Consider the following 19,307-nt stretch of genomic DNA (forward strand, 5'->3'; position numbering starts at 1 on the left):
GTTTAGGCCAGCGTTACGCGGGCGAACTTCCGTTTGCCCACCTGCAGTACCACAGTCACCCCGCGGTCCAGTTGCAGGCCCTTGTCTTCCACCTTCTCGCCGTCGACCTTGACGCCGCCCTGCTGGATCATGCGCAGCGCTTCCGAGGTCGATGCGACCAGTTGCGCCTCTTTCAGCACGTTGCCAATCGCCATCGCCGCGCCGTCGAGGGTCACGGTCACTTCCGGCAGGTCGTCGGGGATGGCGTTCTTCTGGAAGCGCGCCTCGAAGTCGGCCAGCGCGTCGATTGCCGCCTGCTCGTTGTGGAAGCGCGCCACCAGTTCCTGCGCCAGCAGCACCTTGATGTCGCGCGGGTTGCGGCCCTCGGCCACTTCCTGCTTGAACTGGGCGATCTCATTCAGCGGGCGGAACGAGACCAGCTCGTAGTAGCGCCACATCAGCGTGTCGGAGATCGACATCACCTTGCCGAAAATCTCGCTGGCCGGCTCGGCGATGCCGATGTAGTTGCCGAGCGACTTGGACATTTTGTTGACGCCGTCCAGGCCTTCCAAGAGCGGCATCATGATCACGCACTGCGGCTTCTGCCCGTGCTGCTGCTGCAGGGTGCGGCCCATCAGCAGGTTGAACTTTTGGTCGGTACCGCCCAGTTCGATGTCGGCCTGCATCGCCACCGAATCGTAACCCTGCATCAGCGGGTACATGAATTCGTGGATGGCGATCGGCTGGTTGCCGTGGAAGCGCTTGTGGAAGTCGTCGCGTTCCAGCATGCGGGCCACGGTCGAACCGGCCGCCAGGCGCAGCATGCCGGCGGCGCCCAGCTCGCCCAGCCACTTGGAGTTGAAGCAGATCTCGGTCTTGGCCGGGTCGAGGATCTTGTAGACCTGTTCGGCGTAGGTCTTGGCGTTGATCTGGATTTGTTCCGGCGTCAGCGGCGGACGGGTGCTGTTCTTGCCGGACGGATCGCCGATCATGCCGGTGAAATCGCCGATCAGGAACATGATCCGGTGGCCCAGATCCTGCAGCTGACGCATCTTGGTCAGCACCACGGTGTGGCCCAGATGCAGGTCGGGAGCGGTCGGGTCGAAGCCGGCCTTGACGCGCAGCGGGCGGTTTTCCTTCAGTTTCGCGATCAGTTCCGCTTCGATCAGCACCTCTTCGGCGCCGCGCTTGATGACGGCGAGAGCGTCGTCGATGGAAATGTCCGGACGTGCAACGGTGGTCATTCGGTGATCCTTGTTACCTGTAATTTCCGCCGGTTTCTCCATCAGGAAGTTGCGATATGTCCCTGTTTTATCTGGAGATTAGGGTTCACCCGGCGGGGGGCATCTGTTAGTATGCGCGCTTTGCCCCGGAACTCATCGCGTTCGCAGGGGGACCAAGGCGAGGTTGGCCGGAACGGCCCTTCTCGTTGGCATACTGAATTTACGCAAGGCAGGAAACGCTCCCTGCCCAGACTCTAGAGAACAATGGATTATCGCAAACTGCTCAAGTTACCGCAAAGTTGTGTGCATCGCCTGATGAATCACCGCCTGAGCTGGCTCGGCACTGGCCGCTTCCCTGCCCCTGTTCGGCGTGGTGACGGCGTTTGCCGTGGCCGGCAACGGTGATCAGCCCGAACCGCCGCACATCGATGTCGAAACCGTCACCCAGCGCCTGACCTTGCCCGTCTACACCTCCAGCATCAGCACCACGCCTTACTGGCGTGACGAACAGGTCCAGCGCGGCGACACCCTCGGGCGGCTGCTCAACCGCCTCGGTGTCGGCGACGGCGAAGCCCAGCGCTTCCTCAATTCCAGCCCGCTGTCGAAGAACCTGCTCAAGCTCAAGGATGGCCAGACCCTCTCGGTGCAGACCAACGACGCCGGCGAACTGTTTGGCCTGCGTTTCCTGAACGACGATGAAAACGGCGAGCAAGTCATGGTCGCCATTGAAAAGGCCAATGGCCAATGGCGCGCCAGTGCCGATCCGCTGGAAACCCAGACCATCCAGTCGATGCGTTCGATCGACATCGAGTCCGGAGGCGTCGGTGCGGCCCTGTCCCGCGCTGGGGTGCCGCCAGAGATTCGCGCCCAGCTCAACGAAATCTTTACCGACCGCTTCGAACTCGCCAGTCTGAAACAGGGTGATCGCATCAACCTGGTATTCGAAAGCCTGCTGTTCAACGGCTCGCCGATCGCCAACGGCAACCTGCTGGCAGCCGAGGTCGAGCATGGCGGGCAGAGTTACCGTGCCTACTATTTCGCCCACGACAGCGAATCCGGCGCCTACTACGACGAAAACGGCAATCCGATCAAGAAAGGCTTCAACGAACAGCCGGTGCGCGGTGCGCGCATCAGTTCCGGTTACGGTATGCGCTACCACCCGGTGTTGCACTCGCTGCGCATGCACAAGGGGGTGGACTACGCCGCCGTCACCGGTACGCCGATCGTCGCCCCGGCCGACGGCATCGTCGCCACCGCCGAGACCGAGAACGGCTACGGCAACGTCGTCGTCATTCGTCACAGTGCCAAGATGTCGACGCTATACGGCCACATGAGCCGCTTTGCGCCGGGCATGCATGCCGGCAAAAGCGTCAAGGCGGGTGATCTGATCGGTTATGTCGGTTCCACCGGCCGTTCCACCGGTCCGCACCTGCATTTCGAGGTGCGCATCAACAACGAGGCGGTCGATCCGTCCACCGCCGCGCTGCCGACACCGGGCCTGTCCGCCCAGCAACGCTTGGCCTTCCGCCAAAGCAGCGTTAAGCTTTCTGCCAACCTCAAGCTACTGCGAGAGCTGCCGGTAACGGTAGCCCAACTGGACTGATGACTGAACGCTATATCGGACTGATGTCGGGCACCAGCCTCGACGGTGTCGACGCGGTGCTGGCCACCTTCGACGATGACGGCAGCTGCAACGTGACTGTCGATTTCTTCGTGCCCTACCCCGCGCTGGTGCGCGACGCCGTGCTGGCCTTGCAACCGGCCGACGGCAACGAGCTGGACCGGGCGGCGCGTCTGGGTAACACCCTGGCCGGCTTGTACGCCGAAGCTGTGCGAGGCGTGCTGGATACGGGGGGCTGAGTGCCGCCGACATCACCGCCATCGGTTGTCACGGCCAGACCATCCGCCATGCCCCACACGCCGGTTACACGCTGCAGATCGGCAACCTCGCCGGTCTGGCCGAAGCCACCGGCATCGACGTCTGTGGCGATTTCCGCAGCCGCGACATTGCTGCCGGCGGACACGGCGCACCTCTGGTGCCCGCCTTCCACGAGGCGCTGTTTGCGCATCCGGAGCAGGCCCACGCCATCGTCAACATCGGCGGCATCAGCAACCTCACCCGGCTCGACCCCGAGCAGCCGGTCATCGGCTTCGACTGCGGTCCAGGGAATATCCTGATGGACGCCTGGTGTCATCGCCATACCGGCGCCCGTTTCGACCAGAGCGGCGGCTGGGCGGCGTCCGGCCAGGTCGACGCCACGCTGTTGGAAAGCCTGCTGGCCGAACCGTTCTTCGCCGCGGAACCGCCCAAGAGCACCGGCCGAGACCTGTTCGATCTGACCTGGCTGGATGCCCATCTCGCAGGGTCCGAATTGGCTCCGGCCGACGTCCAGGCTACCCTGCTGGAACTGACCGCGGTCAGCATTGCCGACGCCGTCGAGCGCTGGGCGCCTACCGCTTCCTCTGTCTATGTCTGCGGCGGCGGCGCCATGAACGATCGCCTGATGGCAAGGTTGGCCGAAGCCTTGCCGGGACGCCAACTCTCCACCACTGCCGTGCTAGGCTTGCCGGTGCACCAGGTCGAGGCCGCTGCCTTCGCCTGGCTGGCGCGCCAGCTGATCCATCGCGAACCGGGCAATCTGGCGGCCGTAACGGGCGCGCGCGGCCCGCGCGTGCTGGGTGCGATCTATCCGCGCTAGTCTCGAGCCCTGCTGTCTGTCACATCATTAGATAGGCAGTCTGCACGCCGCCGCTCCTCCATCAAACAACGGGGTGGCGGTGGCCCGGGCATCATGCTTCAATGTGCCCGCTGCGTCGTTTCAAATGTCATGACTGTCCGTGCTGCTTGGGCTCGGAGGCATTGACCTGCTCGCCGCAGGCTCAACGCCGCAATACGAATCCACGCCGGCTCGGGCTATAATCTCCCACTGTTATCGCCTTCCCAGAGAAAAAATGCGACTTTTCAAGCGAAAGGCCGTCGTCAAGAATAATTCGACCCCGCTCCCTCCCCGTCTCGTCAGCCTGTTGCGCGAGGCCTGGTGGCTGTTGATGGCTGTGGCCGCGGTATACCTCGTCCTCATCCTTGCCAGCTACTCGCCGCACGACCCATCCTGGTCGCATAGCTCTCCCGATCCTTCGGTACGCAACTACGGCGGCGCCTTCGGCGCCTGGGTCTCAGACCTGATGCTCTACCTGTTTGGGCTGTCCGCCTGGTGGGTGGTGGTGTTCTGTCTGGTGGCCATCAGCTGGGGCTACAAGCGAATAGAAACGCTAGGGCTGCGCCTCAATCCGATGACCGTTGCCGCCATCGCCGGCTTCTTCATGCTGCTTTTGGCCAGCGCCGGGCTGGAAGGCCTGTTCCTGGCCGGCAAGGCACTCCGGCTGCCGCTTGCTGCCGGCGGCATGCTGGGACACTTCCTCGGCAATGCGGCTTCACGCGCCTTTGGCCTCCCAGGCGCCACGTTGCTCCTATCGGTGTCAGGAGCCATCGGCCTGTCCCTGTTTACCGGCCTGTCCTGGCTCGACCTGATGGAGCGGATCGGTACCGCCATCGAAGAGAACGCCCTCAAGGCGTGGTACGCCTGGCAGGCACGCAAGGACCGCGAAATCGGACGCGAAGTGGCGCAACAACGCGAAAACAAGGTCACCACCGAAAAGAAAAAAGCCGAAGAAAAGCCGCCGGTGCGCATCGAGCCGCCGGTGCTTGATATCCCCGTCTCACCCAAGGTGCAGAAACCGGTGCAACAATCGTTGTTCTCTGCGCCGGGTGATGGCGAACTGCCGGGACTGGCGCTGCTGGAGCCGCCCAAAGAACAGGCCGAACCGGTATCGCAGGAAACGGTCGAGTACACCTCGCGTCTGATCGAACGCAAGCTGGCCGACTTCGGCGTCGAAGTAAAGGTCATCGCCGCCTACCCCGGGCCGGTGATCACGCGCTACGAAATCGAACCGGCTGTGGGCGTCAAGGGGGCCCAGATCGTCAACCTGATGAAGGACCTGGCGCGTGCCCTGTCGCTGGTTTCCATCCGCGTGGTGGAAACCATCCCCGGCAAGACCTACATGGGTCTGGAATTGCCTAATCCGAAACGTCAGATCGTGCGCCTGTCGGAGATCATCGGGTCGGAAACCTACCAGAACCTCACCTCGCGCCTGACCATGGCGCTGGGCAAGGACATCGCCGGCCAGCCGATCTCGGCAGATCTGGCCAAGATGCCGCACGTGCTGGTGGCGGGCACCACGGGGTCGGGTAAATCGGTCGCCATCAACGCCATGATCCTGTCGCTGCTGTACAAGGCCACCCCGCGTGAGGTGCGCCTGATCATGGTCGATCCGAAAATGCTCGAACTGTCCATCTACGAAGGCATTCCTCATCTGCTGGCGCCCGTGGTCACCGACATGAAGCAGGCCGCCAACGCGCTCAACTGGTGCGTGGCCGAGATGGAAAAGCGCTACAAGCTGATGTCCAAGCTCGGCGTGCGTAACCTCGCCGGCTACAACCAGAAGATCAAGGACGCCGACAAGGCCGGACAGAAGATCCCGAACCCGTTCTCGCTGACGCCCGAAACGCCCGAGCCGCTGGAGACGCTGCCGCTCATCGTCGTGGTCATCGACGAACTGGCCGACCTGATGATGGTCGCCGGCAAGAAAATCGAAGAGCTGATCGCCCGCCTGGCGCAGAAGGCCCGCGCCGCCGGCGTTCACCTCATCCTGGCCACCCAGCGCCCGTCGGTGGACGTGATCACCGGCCTGATCAAGGCCAATATCCCGACCCGCATCGCGTTCCAGGTGTCGAGCAAGATCGACTCGCGCACCATCCTCGACCAGATGGGCGCCGAAGCGCTACTGGGTCAGGGTGACATGCTCTATCTGCCGCCGGGCACCGGTTACCCGCTGCGGGTACACGGCGCCTTCGTTGCCGATGACGAAGTGCATCAGGTAGTGGAGTATCTCAAGACCACCGGCGAGCCCGACTACGTCGAAGGCATCCTCTCCGGTCAGGCCGAAAGCGACGACGGCAGTGGATTCGATGCCGCTGGCGGCGGCGAAGGGGGCGAAGCCGATGCCCTCTACGACGAGGCCGTGGCTATCGTGCTGAAAACCCGCAAGGCGTCGATTTCGTCGGTGCAGCGTCACCTGCGTATCGGTTACAACCGCGCTGCCCGCCTGATCGAACAGATGGAGAGCGCCGGCTTGGTCTCGCCGATGGAAACCAACGGCAACCGCTCCGTGCTGGTCCCCGCGCGGGACGACTGATGCCCCCGGCCTGACGGCAGCCGCTTTACCCGGCTGCCGTTTTTCGGTCCACTGCCTTTTGCGCCTACTGTTACCCCTTAAGGACACGCCATGTCCCGCTACAACAAAGAACCCGCCTTTCAGCACGACTACACCCCCAAAACCGGTGTGCTGCTGCTCAACCTGGGCACGCCGGATGCGCCCACAGGCAAGGCCTTGCGTCCCTATCTCAAGCAGTTCCTGTCCGATCCGCGAGTGGTCGAGCTTCCCCGTGCCCTCTGGTGGCTGATTCTCAACGGCGTCATCCTCAATACCCGCCCGCGCAAGTCAGCTGAAAAATACGCGGCGATATGGGGCAAGGACGGCTCTCCCCTGCTCACTCACACGCAGCGCCAAACCAAGTTGTTGCGCGGCTATTTGGGTGAGCACGGCTATCGCAACCTGGTGGTCGACTTCGCCATGCGCTACGGCTCCCCTTCCGTGGAACAGGTCATCTCCGGCATGCGCGGCCAAGGGGTGGAGCGTCTCCTGGTTGTGCCGCTCTACCCCCAGTACGCCGCCTCTTCCAGTGCCACCGCGCTCGATGACGTGTTCCGCACCCTGATGAAGTTGCGCAACATGCCCGAGTTGCGCACGGTGCGACATTTTCATGATGATCCCGGCTATATCCGCGCCCTGGCGGAGCAGGTTCGGGCGCACTGGCAGCGACATGGTCGTGCCGACAAGCTGGTCATGAGTTTTCATGGTGTGCCGCGCTTTACCCTGGACAAGGGCGATCCTTATCACTGCGAGTGTCAAAAGACCGGGCGTTTGCTGGCGGAGGCGCTGGGGCTGGGCAAGGATCAGTACGTCGTCTGTTTCCAGAGCCGTTTCGGCCGGGCTGAATGGCTGAAGCCCTACACCTCGGAAGTGCTGGCCCAGTTGGGGAAAAACCATACTGCTCGGGTCGATGTGATCTGCCCCGGCTTCGTCTCCGATTGCCTGGAAACCCTCGAGGAAATGGCGATGGAAGGCAAGGAAACCTTTCTGACCCATGGTGGCGGCGAATACCGCTATGTCCCCTGTCTTAACGACAGCCCGCAATGGATTGCGGCATTGGCGGGCCTGGTCGAGAAGAACCTTGCCGGGTGGGAGCCACGCACTGCCGAGCCGGCCGAGCAACGGCTGCTGCGCGCCAGGGGTATTGGCGCCACCAAGTAGCCGAGTCCTGCCTGTTTATTTTTGTCGGATTTGTGTCATTCAGTTCGTTGACAGGGTGAAAGTGCCTGCGCATAATCATTCGCAGCTGGAAGCTATTCCAAAAGAATAGACCTGCCGGTAAACATATAGATCGCTAAATCTACATAGATAAGATCAGGGGAAATCGAACATGAACAAATACGCTCGTCTGAGCCTCATCGCTGCTGCTGCCGTCACGTTGGTTGCTTGCGGCAAGCAAGAACAAAAAGCCGCTGAAGGCGGCGCTTCTGCCCCGCAAGCGGAAGCTAGCGGTCAAGCCGTTGTCAAAATCGGTCAAGTTTCTCCGATGACCGGCCCGATCTCCCATCTGGGCAAAGACAACGAATTCGGCGCACAACTGGCTATCGAAGATCTGAACGCCGAAGGCGTCGAAATCGGTGGCAAGAAAGTCAAGTTCGAACTGGTTTCCGAAGACGATCAAGGCGATCCGAAAATCGGCACCCAGGTTGCTCAGCGCCTGGTCGACGCCGGTGTGGTAGGCGTTGTTGGTCACCTGAACTCCGGCACCACCATCCCGGCCTCCAAAATCTACTCCGATGCCGGCATCCCGCAGATTTCCCCGTCTGCCACCAACCCCGACTACACCAAGCAAGGCTTCAAGACCACCTTCCGCGTTATCGCCAACGATGTGCAGCAAGGCACCGCTCTCGGCCAGTTTGCCGCCGATGGTCTGAAAGCCAAGAAAGTCGCCATCATCGATGACCGTACCGCGTACGGTCAGGGTCTGGCCGACGAATTCGAGAAAGCCGTCAAGGGTAAGGGCGTCAACGTGGTGAAGCGCGAATTCACCACCAACACCGCTACCGACTTCAACGCCATCCTCACCTCGATCAAGGCCACTCAGCCTGACGTGGTATTCTACGGCGGCATGGACGCCCAGGCTGGCCCGCTGGCCAAGCAGATGAAGCGCTTGGGCATCAAGGCCAAACTGATGGGTGGCGATGGCTGGCAGACTCCGGAATTCATCAAGCTGGCCGGCGATGCTTCCGAAGGCCAACTGGCTTCCAGCTGCGGCGTGCCGCGTGACAAGATGCCGGGCTTTGCCGAATTCGATAAGAAATTCAAGGCCAAGTTCAACACCGAAGTGCAGATCTACGCTCCGTACGAGTACGATGCCGTTCGCGTTCTGGTCGACTCCATGAAGCGTGCCGGCTCGACCGATCCGAAGAAATACCTGCCTGAAGTGGGCAAGACCAGCTACACCGGTGTAACCGGCAAGATCTCGTTCGACGATAAGGGCGACATCAAGAACGGCGCGGTGACTGTTTACCAGGTCAAGAATGGCAAGTGGGAAGTGGTCTCCACCGTGGGTGGCGAACCGGTTGCCGCCGCTGCTGCTCCGGCTGCCAGCGCCGCCCAGTAATCGATCCCCGCAAGTTAAAACGGCGCCTTCGGCGCCGTTTTTTTGTGCCTTCCCGATCAAGACCCCGTACTCAGTTGTCGAATACGGCTGGCTGGCCGTGCATGGCAGCGATGGCTGCGCGTTGAATGTCGTCGGATAGCAGCATGGCTGCATTCCAGGTGGCAACATAGTTCAGGCCATCGGCTACTGAATGGTCGCGGCTGTAGTTCATGACTTCCTTGCTGCCGCGAATACTGAGCGGCGACTTCGCTGCAATCAGCCGTGCCATCGAGAGTGCCTCGGTTTGCAGGCTGGTCCGATCAGGCAGCACCCGGTTGACCAGGCGAATGGCTTGGGCTTCTTCGGCCTTCACCTCGCGCCCGGTCAGGGCCATTTCCCGTGCCACACCTTCACCCACGATGGCGGGCAGTCGCTGCAAGGTGCCGACGTCAGCCACCATGCCGATATCGACTTCCCTGACGCCAAATACGGCGTCAGCGGCCGCCAGACGAATATCGGCAGCCAGTGCGATGTCCAAACCGCCGCCGAGGCACGCTCCATGAATCGCGGCGATAACCGGTTTGCGGCAGCGTTCCAGACTCGTGACCGCGTCTTGCAGGCGCAGGATGAGGGTGCGGAGTTTCTCGCGCTTTCTTCCTTCGCAAGGGTCCTGTATCGTCTGCTGCACGCCAAGCAACATGGCCAGATCGATGCCCGAACAGAAATGCGTCCCTTCGCCGGCAAGAACGATGGCGCGAACGTCCGGCTCGGTATCGCACCACGCCATGGCGGAGCCGAGTTCCTGCCACATGGTTTCGTTCAGCGCGTTGGCCTTGTTGGGGCGGTTGAAGCTGACCTGCGCGACATGGCCGTCGACGCTCAGGATCAGGGTGTCAAAATCCATGCTCATGCTCCTCACGCCCGTTTCTTGGGCACCCAGGCCCAGATCATTTCACAACGGATCGGCGACTCGCCGGACTCGTCGGTTACCACGACTTCAACCGCGGCATCCCCTTTCTCTTCCTCGTGCATGCGGCGAATCTGGTCGGGCGTGAGGACGGCTGTCGCCTTCATGCTGCCCTGCGAGCGCTTGAGGTAATCCACATGCATGGATTTGAGCAGCATCAGTTTGCTGTCCGGTACGTTCATGCCGACCACGAAGCCGCTGGCGGTTTCGGCCAACAGGGCCATGGCGGCGGCGTGTACGCCCTTGATGTGGTTCTGCACCTTGCGCCGGTTTTGCAGCGAGACGGTCAGCCGATCGTGCCCGACCTCCACGAAACACAGGCCGGCGGTTCCCAGAAACGGAACCAGCCGGCCAAATAGGCGGGTCAAAACGAAGCTGCGCAGCCCCTCGGGTAGCCGGGCTGCCTTGTCGGCGATCCGGCTCATGCTGTTTTTCTTGTACTCCATCGTCTTCCTCGTGTTGGCGGCAGCTATCTGCCTTTATGGTTTCTCGATCTTCAGCAGATCGCGAATTTGTTGTTTGATGGTGTCGAGGATGCCTGCATCGATCCGCGCCAGTTGCAGTCCGCCCTGCAGCGCGGCAAACATCACCTCGCCCATGGCCTCCGGAGACCCCGGGTAGGTCATGACCCCCTCGTCCCGGCCGCGCCGGGCGATGGTTTTCGCCCAGTCACGCATCTCGGTAATGAAGGCGCCGGCTTCAAGCTGAATCTCTTCCGGCAGGGTGTGATATTCGGTGGTGAGGATGCCGCTCGGGCAGATTTGCTCGTCCTGATGGAAGTAGGCGTCGGTGAGCTCGAAATAGCCTTCCAACTGTTGTAGCGGGCCGAGGCTGGCGTGGGCTTCTATGAAACGGGCAAAGCGGCGCCGATAGCGTTGGACCAGCGCGACACCGAGGTCGGTCTTGCGCGGGAAGTGATAGTGGACGGCGGCGTTACGCACCCCCAGGGCGCTGCTGATGTGCTGGTAGCTGAAGGCGTTGAATCCGCGCGTCAGCAGTAGCTGCTCGGCGATGTCCAGAATGCGTTTCTGGGTGTCATTTGATGCATTGGATACAGGTTTCATGAAATCACTTTACTTACTGGTTAGTAAGGTGTCAATGCGACATGCCGACATGCTCGGGGATACGGTATGATGCTTTTTATTTGGTACAAAACCCGGCTCACCGGACCAGGAACGATGAAACTGAAATTCAGCAAGATGCACGGCTTGGGCAATGATTTCATGGTGATCGATGGGGTGCGACAGCACGTCGACCTTACCCCGGAGAAGATCAAGGAACTGGGGCATCGCCAGTTCGGCATCGGTTTCGACCAACTGCTGCTGGTGGAGCCGTCGGGTTCCAGCGAAAACGATTTCCGTTACCGCATTTTCAATAGTGACGGCAGTGAAGTGGAACAATGTGGCAACGGGGCGCGCTGTTTCGCCCGCTTCGTCGCTGAGCAAGGGTTGAGTGCCAAAGAGGCCATCCGCGTCGAGACCGCCAAGGGGGTGATCGTCCCGCAGTTGCTGGCCGACGGGACGGTAACGGTCGACATGGGAGTGCCCCGCTTCAAGCCGGCGGAGATACCCTTTGTCGCCGCTGAGGAGGCGCTGACCTACCCGCTGGATGCGGCTGGCCGGCAATGCGATATTTCCGTGGTCTCGATGGGCAACCCGCATGCCGTTCAGGTCGTTGCCGATGTCGATACCTTCCCGGTGGCGGAGCTCGGCCCGGCGATCGAATTGCACCCGCGCTTCCCGGAGCGGGTCAATGCGGGCTTCATGCAGATCGTGTCGCGCGAGGAAATCCGTCTGCGGGTGTACGAGCGTGGCGCCGGGGAAACCCTCGCCTGCGGTACCGGAGCGTGCGCTGCCGTGGTGGCAGGTATACGCCGTGGCCTGCTCGATCATACCGTCAAGGTGCATACCCGGGGTGGCGACTTGAGTATCCGCTGGGATGGAGTGGGCCTGCCGGTGCTGATGACCGGCCCTGCCGTCACCGTATTTACCGGCGAGATTTCTCTGTAACTCCCGACCCCCGCCTTGTTAAGGATGTATCGATGCTGACGGACCAGGTGCTGAGCTTTCTCGATGACAACCCGGATTTCCTGTTGCAACACGCCAGCCGTTTCGGCCTGCAACCGATCCAGACGACTACCATAGTGCCGTTCGCCGAGCGCCAGGTGCTCGAGCTGCGCGAGCGCAATCGCCAGATGGAAAGCCGTCTTAGCCAGTTGGTACAGAACGCCGAAAGCAATGATCTGATCGTCAATCGTACCCATCAGCTGGCCTTGGCGCTGTTCCGCTCGCGCGATCTGGAGAGTCTGGTGGGTGCCCTGCTGCAATGTTTCGAGCAGGAGTTCGGGCTGGATCGTTGCGCATTGCGCTTGTGGCACCCGTCTGCCGTGGTGCTGCCGCACATCTACAACGGCCGTCAGGCAATCAAGGTGTTGGCGGGGAACCTGTCCGGCCCGAGCTGTGGACCGTATGCCAACGACCAGGTGCTGAGCTGGTTTCCGCCTGAGCCCACGCTCGAATCCTTCGCCATGATTCCGCTGAAAAACACGGCTGGCGAGGCTTTCGGGCTGGTTGTCCTGGCCAGCAACGACCCCCAGCGCTTTACCGCCGATATGCAGACACACTATCTGTCCCAGATCGGCGAATTGATCACCGTCTCGCTCGAGCGCCTGCTGGCTGCGGCATGACGGATGGTCTGCTGCAGGATGTCCTGCTGCTTGCGCTGGGTAGTTACATTCTGCACGCCGTGTGGCGGGTGATGCGCAGTGGCAGCGGTATCGCGTGGGCCGTGCTGGTCGCTGGTTACCTGGTCACCGCATGGTTGAGCAAGGCCGCCCTGCCCTCGCTGGCCGGTGTCGCCTTGTGGCTGCCGTTACTGTATCCCTATGCGTGGATAGCGGTGTCTGCGCTGCTCTGGTTCGCCTGCGCCATGACGCCGGGTGTCGTGCCGGCACCCCATGTGGAAGACCTATCCGAACTGACAGCCTATTTTTACTCCCAGCTCGCGCTTAACCTCGCTGTCGCGCTGCTGTCCGTGGCGTTGCCCTGGCAGTCGTGGTGGCTGTACCTGTTTTTCCCGCCGCTGATGGTCGGCATCGGCTACTTCTGGTACCGGATGCGTCTGTGGCGAGATACCCAGCAGCTGGGCGCGGATGATGTCATGCGCCGAGGCGCCGCCATACTGGCTTGGCTGGTGCCTCTGGCGGTTCTGGCGGTTGCGGTGCGGTGGACTCCACTGCTCCTGACTCTGATCTGAAATCGCCCTTGGCAGTGACACGCTTTTCCGCCAAGGGCGGAAGTGCGCGAGATCACATCAGAAATGAACCGTCGGCATCCTGTACCTGCACCCGGATGGGGATGCCGCGGCCGACGCTTTGTGACACCGTGCAGTACTCCTGAAATCCCCCCAGGATGCGGTCGAGATGGTCGATGCCGCTGGCGGGCTGCCCCAGTCGCAACGTGACGTCGATCGACATCACCCGCAGTCGCCCGGTTTCGTTGCGGTCGATCAGGCAGGACGCGGCCGTCTGCAGCGGCTCGCCCTGCTGTTTGAACTTACGCAAGGCAAACAGCAGGCTGGCGCTCAGGCAATTGGCCACGGCCGCGAGCAGCAATTGCTGGGGCGCCGGACCTTCGCCCTGGCCAAGAGGTGCCGGCTCGTCGGTCACCAATGGCGGCACCGAGGCGCCGAAATCGTTACGGAACTGGAAGTCTTGTTGCTGTACCAGACTGATCGAAATGACGTCGCCGCTCATGGTGTGCCTCGTTTTCAGTGCGTTACAAATTTCGTCCCAAGGCCTGCGCCAGGGGGCGCAGCTCGCCGACCAACGTCTTCAGTTCTGCCGGGGTCAGCGCCTGGTCTGCATCGCACCAGGCTTCGCAGGGGTTGGGGTGCATTTCCACCATCAGACCGTCGGCGCCAGCCGCCAGGGCGGCCTTGGCCAGCGCCGGAACCAGCCAGGCCTTGCCCCCGGCATGGCTGGGATCGACGATGACGGGCAGGTGGCTTTCCTTTTTCAAAACTGGAATCGCCGTCACATCCAGCATGTTGCGGTAGGCGGTTTCAAAGCTGCGTACGCCGCGCTCACAGAAGATGATGTTGTGATTGCCTCCGGCGGCGATGTACTCGGCCGCCATCAGCCATTCGCTGATGGTGGCGGCGAGCCCGCGCTTGAGGATGACCGGCTTGTTGATGCGGCCGACTTCCTTGAGTAGGTCGAAATTCTGCATGTTGCGCGCGCCGATCTGGATGACGTCGACGTCATGCTCCAGAAAGGTGTCGAGCATGCGCACGTCCATCAGCTCGGTGGCCACCGGCAGGCCATATTGGCGTGCCGCCTGCTGCAGATAATCCAGCCCTTCCACGCCGAGGCCCTGGAAGCTGTAGGGGCTGCTGCGTGGTTTGAAGGCGCCTCCTCGCATCAGCCGGCAGCCGGCATCGACCACGGCCGCCGCCGACAGCGCCATTTGTTCCGGCGTTTCCACCGAGCAAGGTCCAGCGATGATCTGCACGGTTTCGCCGCCGATCGGCACCCCGCGCACTCTGACGACGGTATCGGTCGGCTGGGCTTCGCGCGAGACGATACGGTATTCCTTCATGACCCGCATCGCCCGTTCCACCCCGGGCATCAGCTCGAACATGTCGGGTGTCAGAGCCCTCTCGTCGCCGATGGCGCCGATGATGGTTCGTTCGGTGCCGCAGGAGACGTGTTCGGCCAACCCTGCGGCGCGAATCTTGGCGGTGACGGCGGCGACCTGTTCTGGCGAGGCCTTACTGGCCATGACGATGATCATGAAACTTCCTGCTTATCTAGAAAATGGCCGGCCGATGATCAGCTCAGCAGCGATTTGAGTGCGGTGATCGCCGCTTGGCACGAAGCGAACACCTCGGCGGGAGTCGCCTCGCCGTACATGTAGGCCGGCGCGGAAATGAAACGGTGCGCGAGGTCGACGCAGGCCTGGTCGACGGGCGTCTCGACGTGGGTTTGACCCCAGCTCGTCAAGGCGTCGGCCATGGCCTGGCCTTCCGTGTAGCTGCCGAAGGTGATTTCAACCCCGGCCAGACCTTCGTCACGGGCGATCAGTCCCTGTACCAGCGGAGCAGCGCACAGCGCGACAACCGGCTTGTGTTGCTGCACGAAAGGCCGCACCGCTGCAGCGACATCATCGTAGAGCACGGCGTCACGGCCGTCCTTGATGAAGGTCGTCAGATTCTTGGCGGCGCCGAAACCGCCGGGGAATACGATGGCGCTATGCTGGGCGGCATCGAGCTCGGCCAAGGGCCGGATTTGGCCGCGGGCAATGCGCGCCGCTTCGCTGAGAATATTGCGGGCTTCGCCGCTCTCCTGGCCGCGGGCATGGTCCACGACATGCATCTGAGCCCGGTCCGGGGCGTAAAAGTCATAGGGCAAGCCGGCTTGCGACAGCGCAATCACGACGCCGACGGCTTCGGTGATTTCGCTCCCGTCGTAGACGCCGCAGCCGGACAATACGATAGCAACAGTCTGATTCATGGTATTTACCTCGGTCGGGGCCGGAGCACGTCCAGCCCGATGTATTCTTCGTTATCCCCCTCTGATCAGGGATGGCCCGGCGGAGCGCTCAGGTACGAGACAGTTCCAGCCATTTGTCCGCTTCGCGCGGCTGATAGGCGCGCATGCCGGCCAGCAGATCGTCGATGTTGTCGGCGACCACGAACAGCGACAGGTTTTCCTCGCGCATGAAGCCTTCTTGTACGGCGTGGCGCACCATGGCCAGCAGCGGGTCGAAAAAGCCCGCCACGTTCAGCAGTCCCACCGGTTTGCTGTGTACCGACAGCTGGCCCCAGGTCAGGATTTCGAACAACTCGTCGAAGGTGCCGAGCCCACCCGGCAGGGCGATGAAGCCATCGGCACGTTCCGCCATCAGCGCCTTGCGCTGGTGCATGGTGTCGGTGATGTGGATCTCGTCGAGGCCCAGATGCGCCACTTCCTTGGCCTGGAGGAACTCAGGGATGAAGCCGACGACGCGGCCGCCAGCGGCCAGGGCCGCATCCGCAGCGACGCCCATCAGGCCGATCTTGCCGGCGCCGTAGACCAGGGTCAGGCCCTGCTCGGCCAGGGTGGTGCCCAGCTGACGCGCGGCATCGGCGTATTCAGGCCGGCCGCCGCGGTTCGAGCCGCAAAACAGACAAAGTGATTCCAATTTCATGACAGGATAGCCAGGAGGTTGGCCGACGCTTCGGCCAACGTGTTCAGATGACGGCAACCGGGTAGGAGCCGAGGACCTTGACGAAGGAGGTGCGTTCGGCCAACCCTTCGAGGGCCTTGGCGACGTGTTCCTCGCTGCGGTGTCCTTCCATGTCGATGAAGAACACGTAGTCCCACAGCCCTGCGCGCGACGGGCGCGACTCGAACTTGGTCATCGATACGCCATTGTCGGCGACCGGCGCCAGCAGCGAATGCACGGCACCCGGACGGTTGGGTGCTGCGACGATGATTGAGGTCTTATCTTTACCCGACGGCGTCACGTCCTGATGCCCGAGCACCAGGAAGCGCGTGGTGTTGTTGGGTTCGTCCTCGATGTTCTCGGCGATTTTGTTCAGGCTGTAGCGCTCGGCGGCGGCTTGCCCGGCGATAGCAGCCGCACTGGCATCCTCGCTTGCCAGACGTGCCGCTTCGGCGTTGCTGGCGACGGATACGCGTTCGACGTCGGCCGGCAGGTTCTTGTTGAGCCATTCGTGGCATTGCGCCAGCGCCTGGGCGTGGGCGTAGACGCGGCGGATGCCGTCGGTCCCTTCCGCCCCGCGCAGCAGGTGGTGATGGATACGCAGGACCACTTCGCCGCAAATTTTCAGTGGGGACGAAATCATCAGGTCGAGCGTGCGTCCGATGGCCCCTTCGGTGGAGTTTTCCACCGGTGCCACAACGTAATCGAGGGCGCGGGATTCGACCAGACGGAAGGCCTCGTCGATGGAGCTGCAGGCCACGGTATGGGCAGCGTGTCCGAAGTGCTTGATGGCGGCCAGTTGGGTGAACGTGCCCTCCGGGCCGAGGTAGGCGACGGACAGCGGTTTTTCCAGGGCCAGGCATTCCGACATGATTTCGCGGAACAGACGTGCTACCGACTCCCCAGGCAGCGGGCCCGGGTTGTGGTCTTTGACGCGGCGCAGCACCTGGGCTTCGCGTTCGGGGCGGTAGATCACGCCGCCACCTTTGATTTCTCCGATCTCGCGCGCATGGCTGGCGCGCTCGTTGATCAGTTTGAGAATGGTTTCGTCGATGGCGTCGATGGCGTCGCGATGTTGCTTGAGAAGTTCTTCAGACACGATTATCCGTCTTTCAGTATGACAAACTGGCCTTTTCCAATCGTGTAAGTTTCCGCGAGATAGCCGTCCGTCGCAAGCACTTGCCCGACAAAATCGCGGCATTCGTCCGGATGGGACTGTGCATTGTCCATTACCAGCAGGCCGCCGGGCCGCAGCACGCGCTGGATATCCGGCCAGTAGCCGGGATAAAGGCGGCGCTCAGCGTCGAGAAACAGCAGGTCGATGCTGGATGGCGGTGCCACGGCCAGCCAGTCTGCAGCGTCGGCTAGCACGAGTTCCACCCGGGATTCCACGCCGAAGGCGGCGAGATTTTCACGTGCCCGCTGCTGTTTGGCGGGGAGCACGTCGAGACTGATCACCCGTCCCCCGTTGGCCCTCGCCGCCAGCGCCAGCCAAATGGTCGAGAAACCGTTAGAGGTGCCGATCTCCAGGATGTGGCGGCTGCTGGAAAAACGGGCCAGCTGATACAGGAAGCGGCCGGTATCCATGGTGATGTTCAGGCATTTTTCGCGCCGTTCGGTACAGTGCGCATCGTGGCGCTCGCCCTCTTCCCACAGAGCCTGGAGCTTGCGCATGGTTTCTGCCTCCAACATGTTGCCCCCTTAAAAACATATGACAATCAAGTTGGATAAACCTAGCATGAAGCCCGGCTCGAGGTAAGCCAGCGTGGTCAGCAGCAAGGCGATGCCAAGCGCGATGCCGGACAGCCAGGCCCACATGGTCAGGACCCCTGCAATGCCAGTGCCTTGGAGGCTGTCTCGCGGATCGGCAGGTTGACCAAGGTGGCCGCGATGCCCAGGGCGATGGCGAGCGCCCACACCAGGTTGTAATTGCCGGTGGCGTCGTAGATGGCTCCACCCAGCCACACCCCGGCAAAGCTGCCCACCTGGTGCGAGAAGAATACAGCGCCCGACAGCATGCCCAGATGCGCTACGCCGAACTGGCTGGCGATGATGCCGTTGGTCAGGGGGACCGTCGACAGCCACAGGAAGCCGATCGCGGCGGCGAACACGCCGACTGACACGGGGCTGAGTGGCGCCCACAGGAACAAGGCAATGATCACGCTGCGTGACAGATAGATGCCGGCCAGCAGATAGGGTTTCGGCCAACGTGAGCCCAGCTCGCCCGACAGCATGGTGCCGAAGATGTTGAACAGGCCGATCAGCGCCAGTGCCATGCTGGCGACCCCGCCCCCGAGCCCGTGGTCACGCAGGTAGGCCGGCAGATGCACGCCGATGAACACAACCTGGAAGCCGCATACGAAATACCCCGCCATGAGCAGCCGGAACCCCCTCTCTTGCCAGGCGCCGCGGAAGGTTCGCCACATGTTGAGCAGCAGGCCGTGGCGAACAGTACCGGAAGCATGTTGATCGTGCTGCACCAGCAGGCGCGAGGCCGGCAGCATCAGCAAGGCCGAGACGGACAGGATCAGCAGGGCCGGAATCCACCCCAGGCCATCGATCAGGCCACGTTCGATCGGCACCATGGCGAACTGTCCGAACGACCCCGCGGCGGCGGCAATGGCCATCGCGCGCGAGCGCAGGTGGGCCGGCACACAGCGCCCCAGCACGCCGAAGATCACGCTATAGGTGGTGCCGGACAAGGCCAGCCCGATGAGAACCCCGGCGGACAGCGAGAACAGCCCCGGTGAGGACGATACGGTCATCAGCAGCAACCCGGCTACATAGAGCAAGGTGCCGCCGAACAGTACCCGGCCCGGCCCGTAACGATCGGCCAGGGCACCGGCAAAGGGCTGCGATGCGCCCCAGACCAGGTTCTGCAGGCCGAGCGCCAAGGCGAAGGCCTCACGGGTCCAGCCAAAGGCGGTGGTCATCGGCGGCATGAAGAAGCCGAAACCGTGGCGTATGCCCATGCTGAGGGAAACGATGACGCCCCCTGCGATCAGGAGTCGGCGAATGGCTGGGTTCATGACGGGTCACAGTGCAAGGTGGATGGCCTGCCATCATATAGCGCCGGCCGGCAACAAAAAACCCGCGCCAGCGGCGCGGGTCCAGAACTC

At 62.3% G+C, this 19,307-nt stretch carries 18 protein-coding genes and 1 pseudogene; 8 read left to right on the forward strand and 11 right to left on the reverse strand.

What is annotated here, in order from left to right; all coding sequences use genetic code 11:
- Window positions 1-2: 2 nt before the first annotated feature.
- Complete coding sequence (gene tyrS, locus ABKF58_RS14750; protein WP_482581571.1) at window positions 3-1,223, reverse strand: tyrosine--tRNA ligase; 1,221 nt, start codon at window positions 1,221-1,223, stop codon at window positions 3-5.
- Between the two features lie 367 nt (window positions 1,224-1,590).
- Here tyrS and ABKF58_RS14755 point away from each other — a divergent pair, with 367 nt between their 5' ends.
- The 5 genes and pseudogenes from ABKF58_RS14755 to ABKF58_RS14775 all read left to right on the forward strand — a co-directional run bounded on the left by ABKF58_RS14755 (window position 1,591) and on the right by ABKF58_RS14775 (window position 9,036).
- Window positions 1,591-2,805 (forward strand): peptidoglycan DD-metalloendopeptidase family protein, encoded by a 1,215-nt coding sequence (locus ABKF58_RS14755; RefSeq protein ID WP_482581573.1) that lies wholly within the window; start codon window positions 1,591-1,593, stop codon window positions 2,803-2,805.
- Window positions 2,805-3,901 (forward strand): annotated as a pseudogene (locus ABKF58_RS14760) (anhydro-N-acetylmuramic acid kinase). The gene ABKF58_RS14755 and the pseudogene ABKF58_RS14760 overlap by 1 nt, the downstream one beginning before the upstream one ends.
- 253 nt (window positions 3,902-4,154) lie before the next feature.
- A complete protein-coding gene (locus ABKF58_RS14765; protein ID WP_482581574.1) occupies window positions 4,155-6,455 on the forward strand; it encodes a DNA translocase FtsK in 2,301 nt (766 codons plus the stop codon).
- 90 nt (window positions 6,456-6,545) lie between these two features.
- Window positions 6,546-7,634 carry a ferrochelatase gene (gene hemH, locus ABKF58_RS14770; protein WP_482581576.1) on the forward strand — a complete coding sequence of 363 codons (1,089 nt, stop codon included), beginning with the start codon at window positions 6,546-6,548 and terminating at the stop codon, window positions 7,632-7,634.
- Window positions 7,635-7,803: 169 nt separating this feature from the next.
- Window positions 7,804-9,036: a branched-chain amino acid ABC transporter substrate-binding protein gene (locus tag ABKF58_RS14775; protein ID WP_014087329.1), complete on the forward strand. Its 1,233-nt coding sequence runs from the start codon at window positions 7,804-7,806 to the stop codon at window positions 9,034-9,036.
- A gap of 70 nt (window positions 9,037-9,106) precedes the next feature.
- Here the strand turns inward: ABKF58_RS14775 and ABKF58_RS14780 are convergent, their stop codons facing one another.
- The 3 genes from ABKF58_RS14780 to ABKF58_RS14790 are packed head-to-tail and all read right to left on the reverse strand — an operon-like array spanning window position 9,107 to window position 11,046.
- Window positions 9,107-9,919 (reverse strand): crotonase/enoyl-CoA hydratase family protein, encoded by an 813-nt coding sequence (locus tag ABKF58_RS14780; RefSeq protein WP_482581577.1) that lies wholly within the window; start codon window positions 9,917-9,919, stop codon window positions 9,107-9,109.
- An 11-nt stretch (window positions 9,920-9,930) separates the two neighbouring features.
- Entirely contained in the window at window positions 9,931-10,407 is a 477-nt protein-coding gene (locus ABKF58_RS14785; protein WP_232503447.1) for a DUF4442 domain-containing protein, read from the reverse strand.
- A gap of 54 nt (window positions 10,408-10,461) precedes the next feature.
- The gene (locus ABKF58_RS14790) at window positions 10,462-11,046 is read right to left on the reverse strand and encodes a TetR/AcrR family transcriptional regulator (RefSeq protein WP_482581579.1); all 585 of its coding nucleotides are present in this window, start codon (window positions 11,044-11,046) and stop codon (window positions 10,462-10,464) included.
- A gap of 114 nt (window positions 11,047-11,160) precedes the next feature.
- Here ABKF58_RS14790 and dapF point away from each other — a divergent pair, with 114 nt between their 5' ends.
- The 3 genes from dapF to ABKF58_RS14805 are packed head-to-tail and all read left to right on the forward strand — an operon-like array spanning window position 11,161 to window position 13,237.
- Window positions 11,161-11,991, forward strand: coding sequence for a diaminopimelate epimerase (gene dapF, locus ABKF58_RS14795; RefSeq protein ID WP_482581581.1), 831 nt, complete (start codon window positions 11,161-11,163; stop codon window positions 11,989-11,991).
- A 32-nt stretch (window positions 11,992-12,023) separates the two neighbouring features.
- Window positions 12,024-12,668 carry a DUF484 family protein gene (locus tag ABKF58_RS14800; protein WP_482581582.1) on the forward strand — a complete coding sequence of 215 codons (645 nt, stop codon included), beginning with the start codon at window positions 12,024-12,026 and terminating at the stop codon, window positions 12,666-12,668.
- Window positions 12,665-13,237, forward strand: a complete 573-nt coding sequence (locus ABKF58_RS14805) for a hypothetical protein (RefSeq protein ID WP_482581584.1) — start codon at window positions 12,665-12,667, stop codon at window positions 13,235-13,237. Before ABKF58_RS14800 ends, ABKF58_RS14805 begins: the two co-directional genes overlap by 4 nt.
- 52 nt (window positions 13,238-13,289) lie before the next feature.
- On the opposite strand, the gene ABKF58_RS14810 is transcribed toward ABKF58_RS14805, so the two are convergent.
- From ABKF58_RS14810 to ABKF58_RS14840, 7 genes are all read right to left on the reverse strand, one after another.
- A complete protein-coding gene (locus ABKF58_RS14810) occupies window positions 13,290-13,736 on the reverse strand; it encodes an OsmC family protein (protein WP_482581585.1) in 447 nt (148 codons plus the stop codon).
- Between the two features lie 22 nt (window positions 13,737-13,758).
- The gene (gene aroF, locus ABKF58_RS14815; protein WP_482581586.1) at window positions 13,759-14,775 is read right to left on the reverse strand and encodes a 3-deoxy-7-phosphoheptulonate synthase; all 1,017 of its coding nucleotides are present in this window, start codon (window positions 14,773-14,775) and stop codon (window positions 13,759-13,761) included.
- A 38-nt stretch (window positions 14,776-14,813) separates the two neighbouring features.
- Entirely contained in the window at window positions 14,814-15,494 is a 681-nt protein-coding gene (elbB, locus tag ABKF58_RS14820) for an isoprenoid biosynthesis glyoxalase ElbB (RefSeq protein ID WP_482581588.1), read from the reverse strand.
- A gap of 88 nt (window positions 15,495-15,582) precedes the next feature.
- Complete coding sequence (locus tag ABKF58_RS14825; RefSeq protein ID WP_482581590.1) at window positions 15,583-16,170, reverse strand: LOG family protein; 588 nt, start codon at window positions 16,168-16,170, stop codon at window positions 15,583-15,585.
- 43 nt (window positions 16,171-16,213) lie between these two features.
- Window positions 16,214-17,287, reverse strand: a complete 1,074-nt coding sequence (gene pheA / locus ABKF58_RS14830; protein WP_014087318.1) for a prephenate dehydratase — start codon at window positions 17,285-17,287, stop codon at window positions 16,214-16,216.
- A gap of 2 nt (window positions 17,288-17,289) precedes the next feature.
- Window positions 17,290-17,862 carry an O-methyltransferase gene (locus ABKF58_RS14835; RefSeq protein WP_482581592.1) on the reverse strand — a complete coding sequence of 191 codons (573 nt, stop codon included), beginning with the start codon at window positions 17,860-17,862 and terminating at the stop codon, window positions 17,290-17,292.
- 146 nt (window positions 17,863-18,008) lie between these two features.
- A complete protein-coding gene (locus tag ABKF58_RS14840) occupies window positions 18,009-19,217 on the reverse strand; it encodes an MFS transporter (protein WP_482581594.1) in 1,209 nt (402 codons plus the stop codon).
- Window positions 19,218-19,307: the final 90 nt, after the last annotated feature.

Source organism: Pseudogulbenkiania sp. AW2-16, from assembly GCF_056824575.1.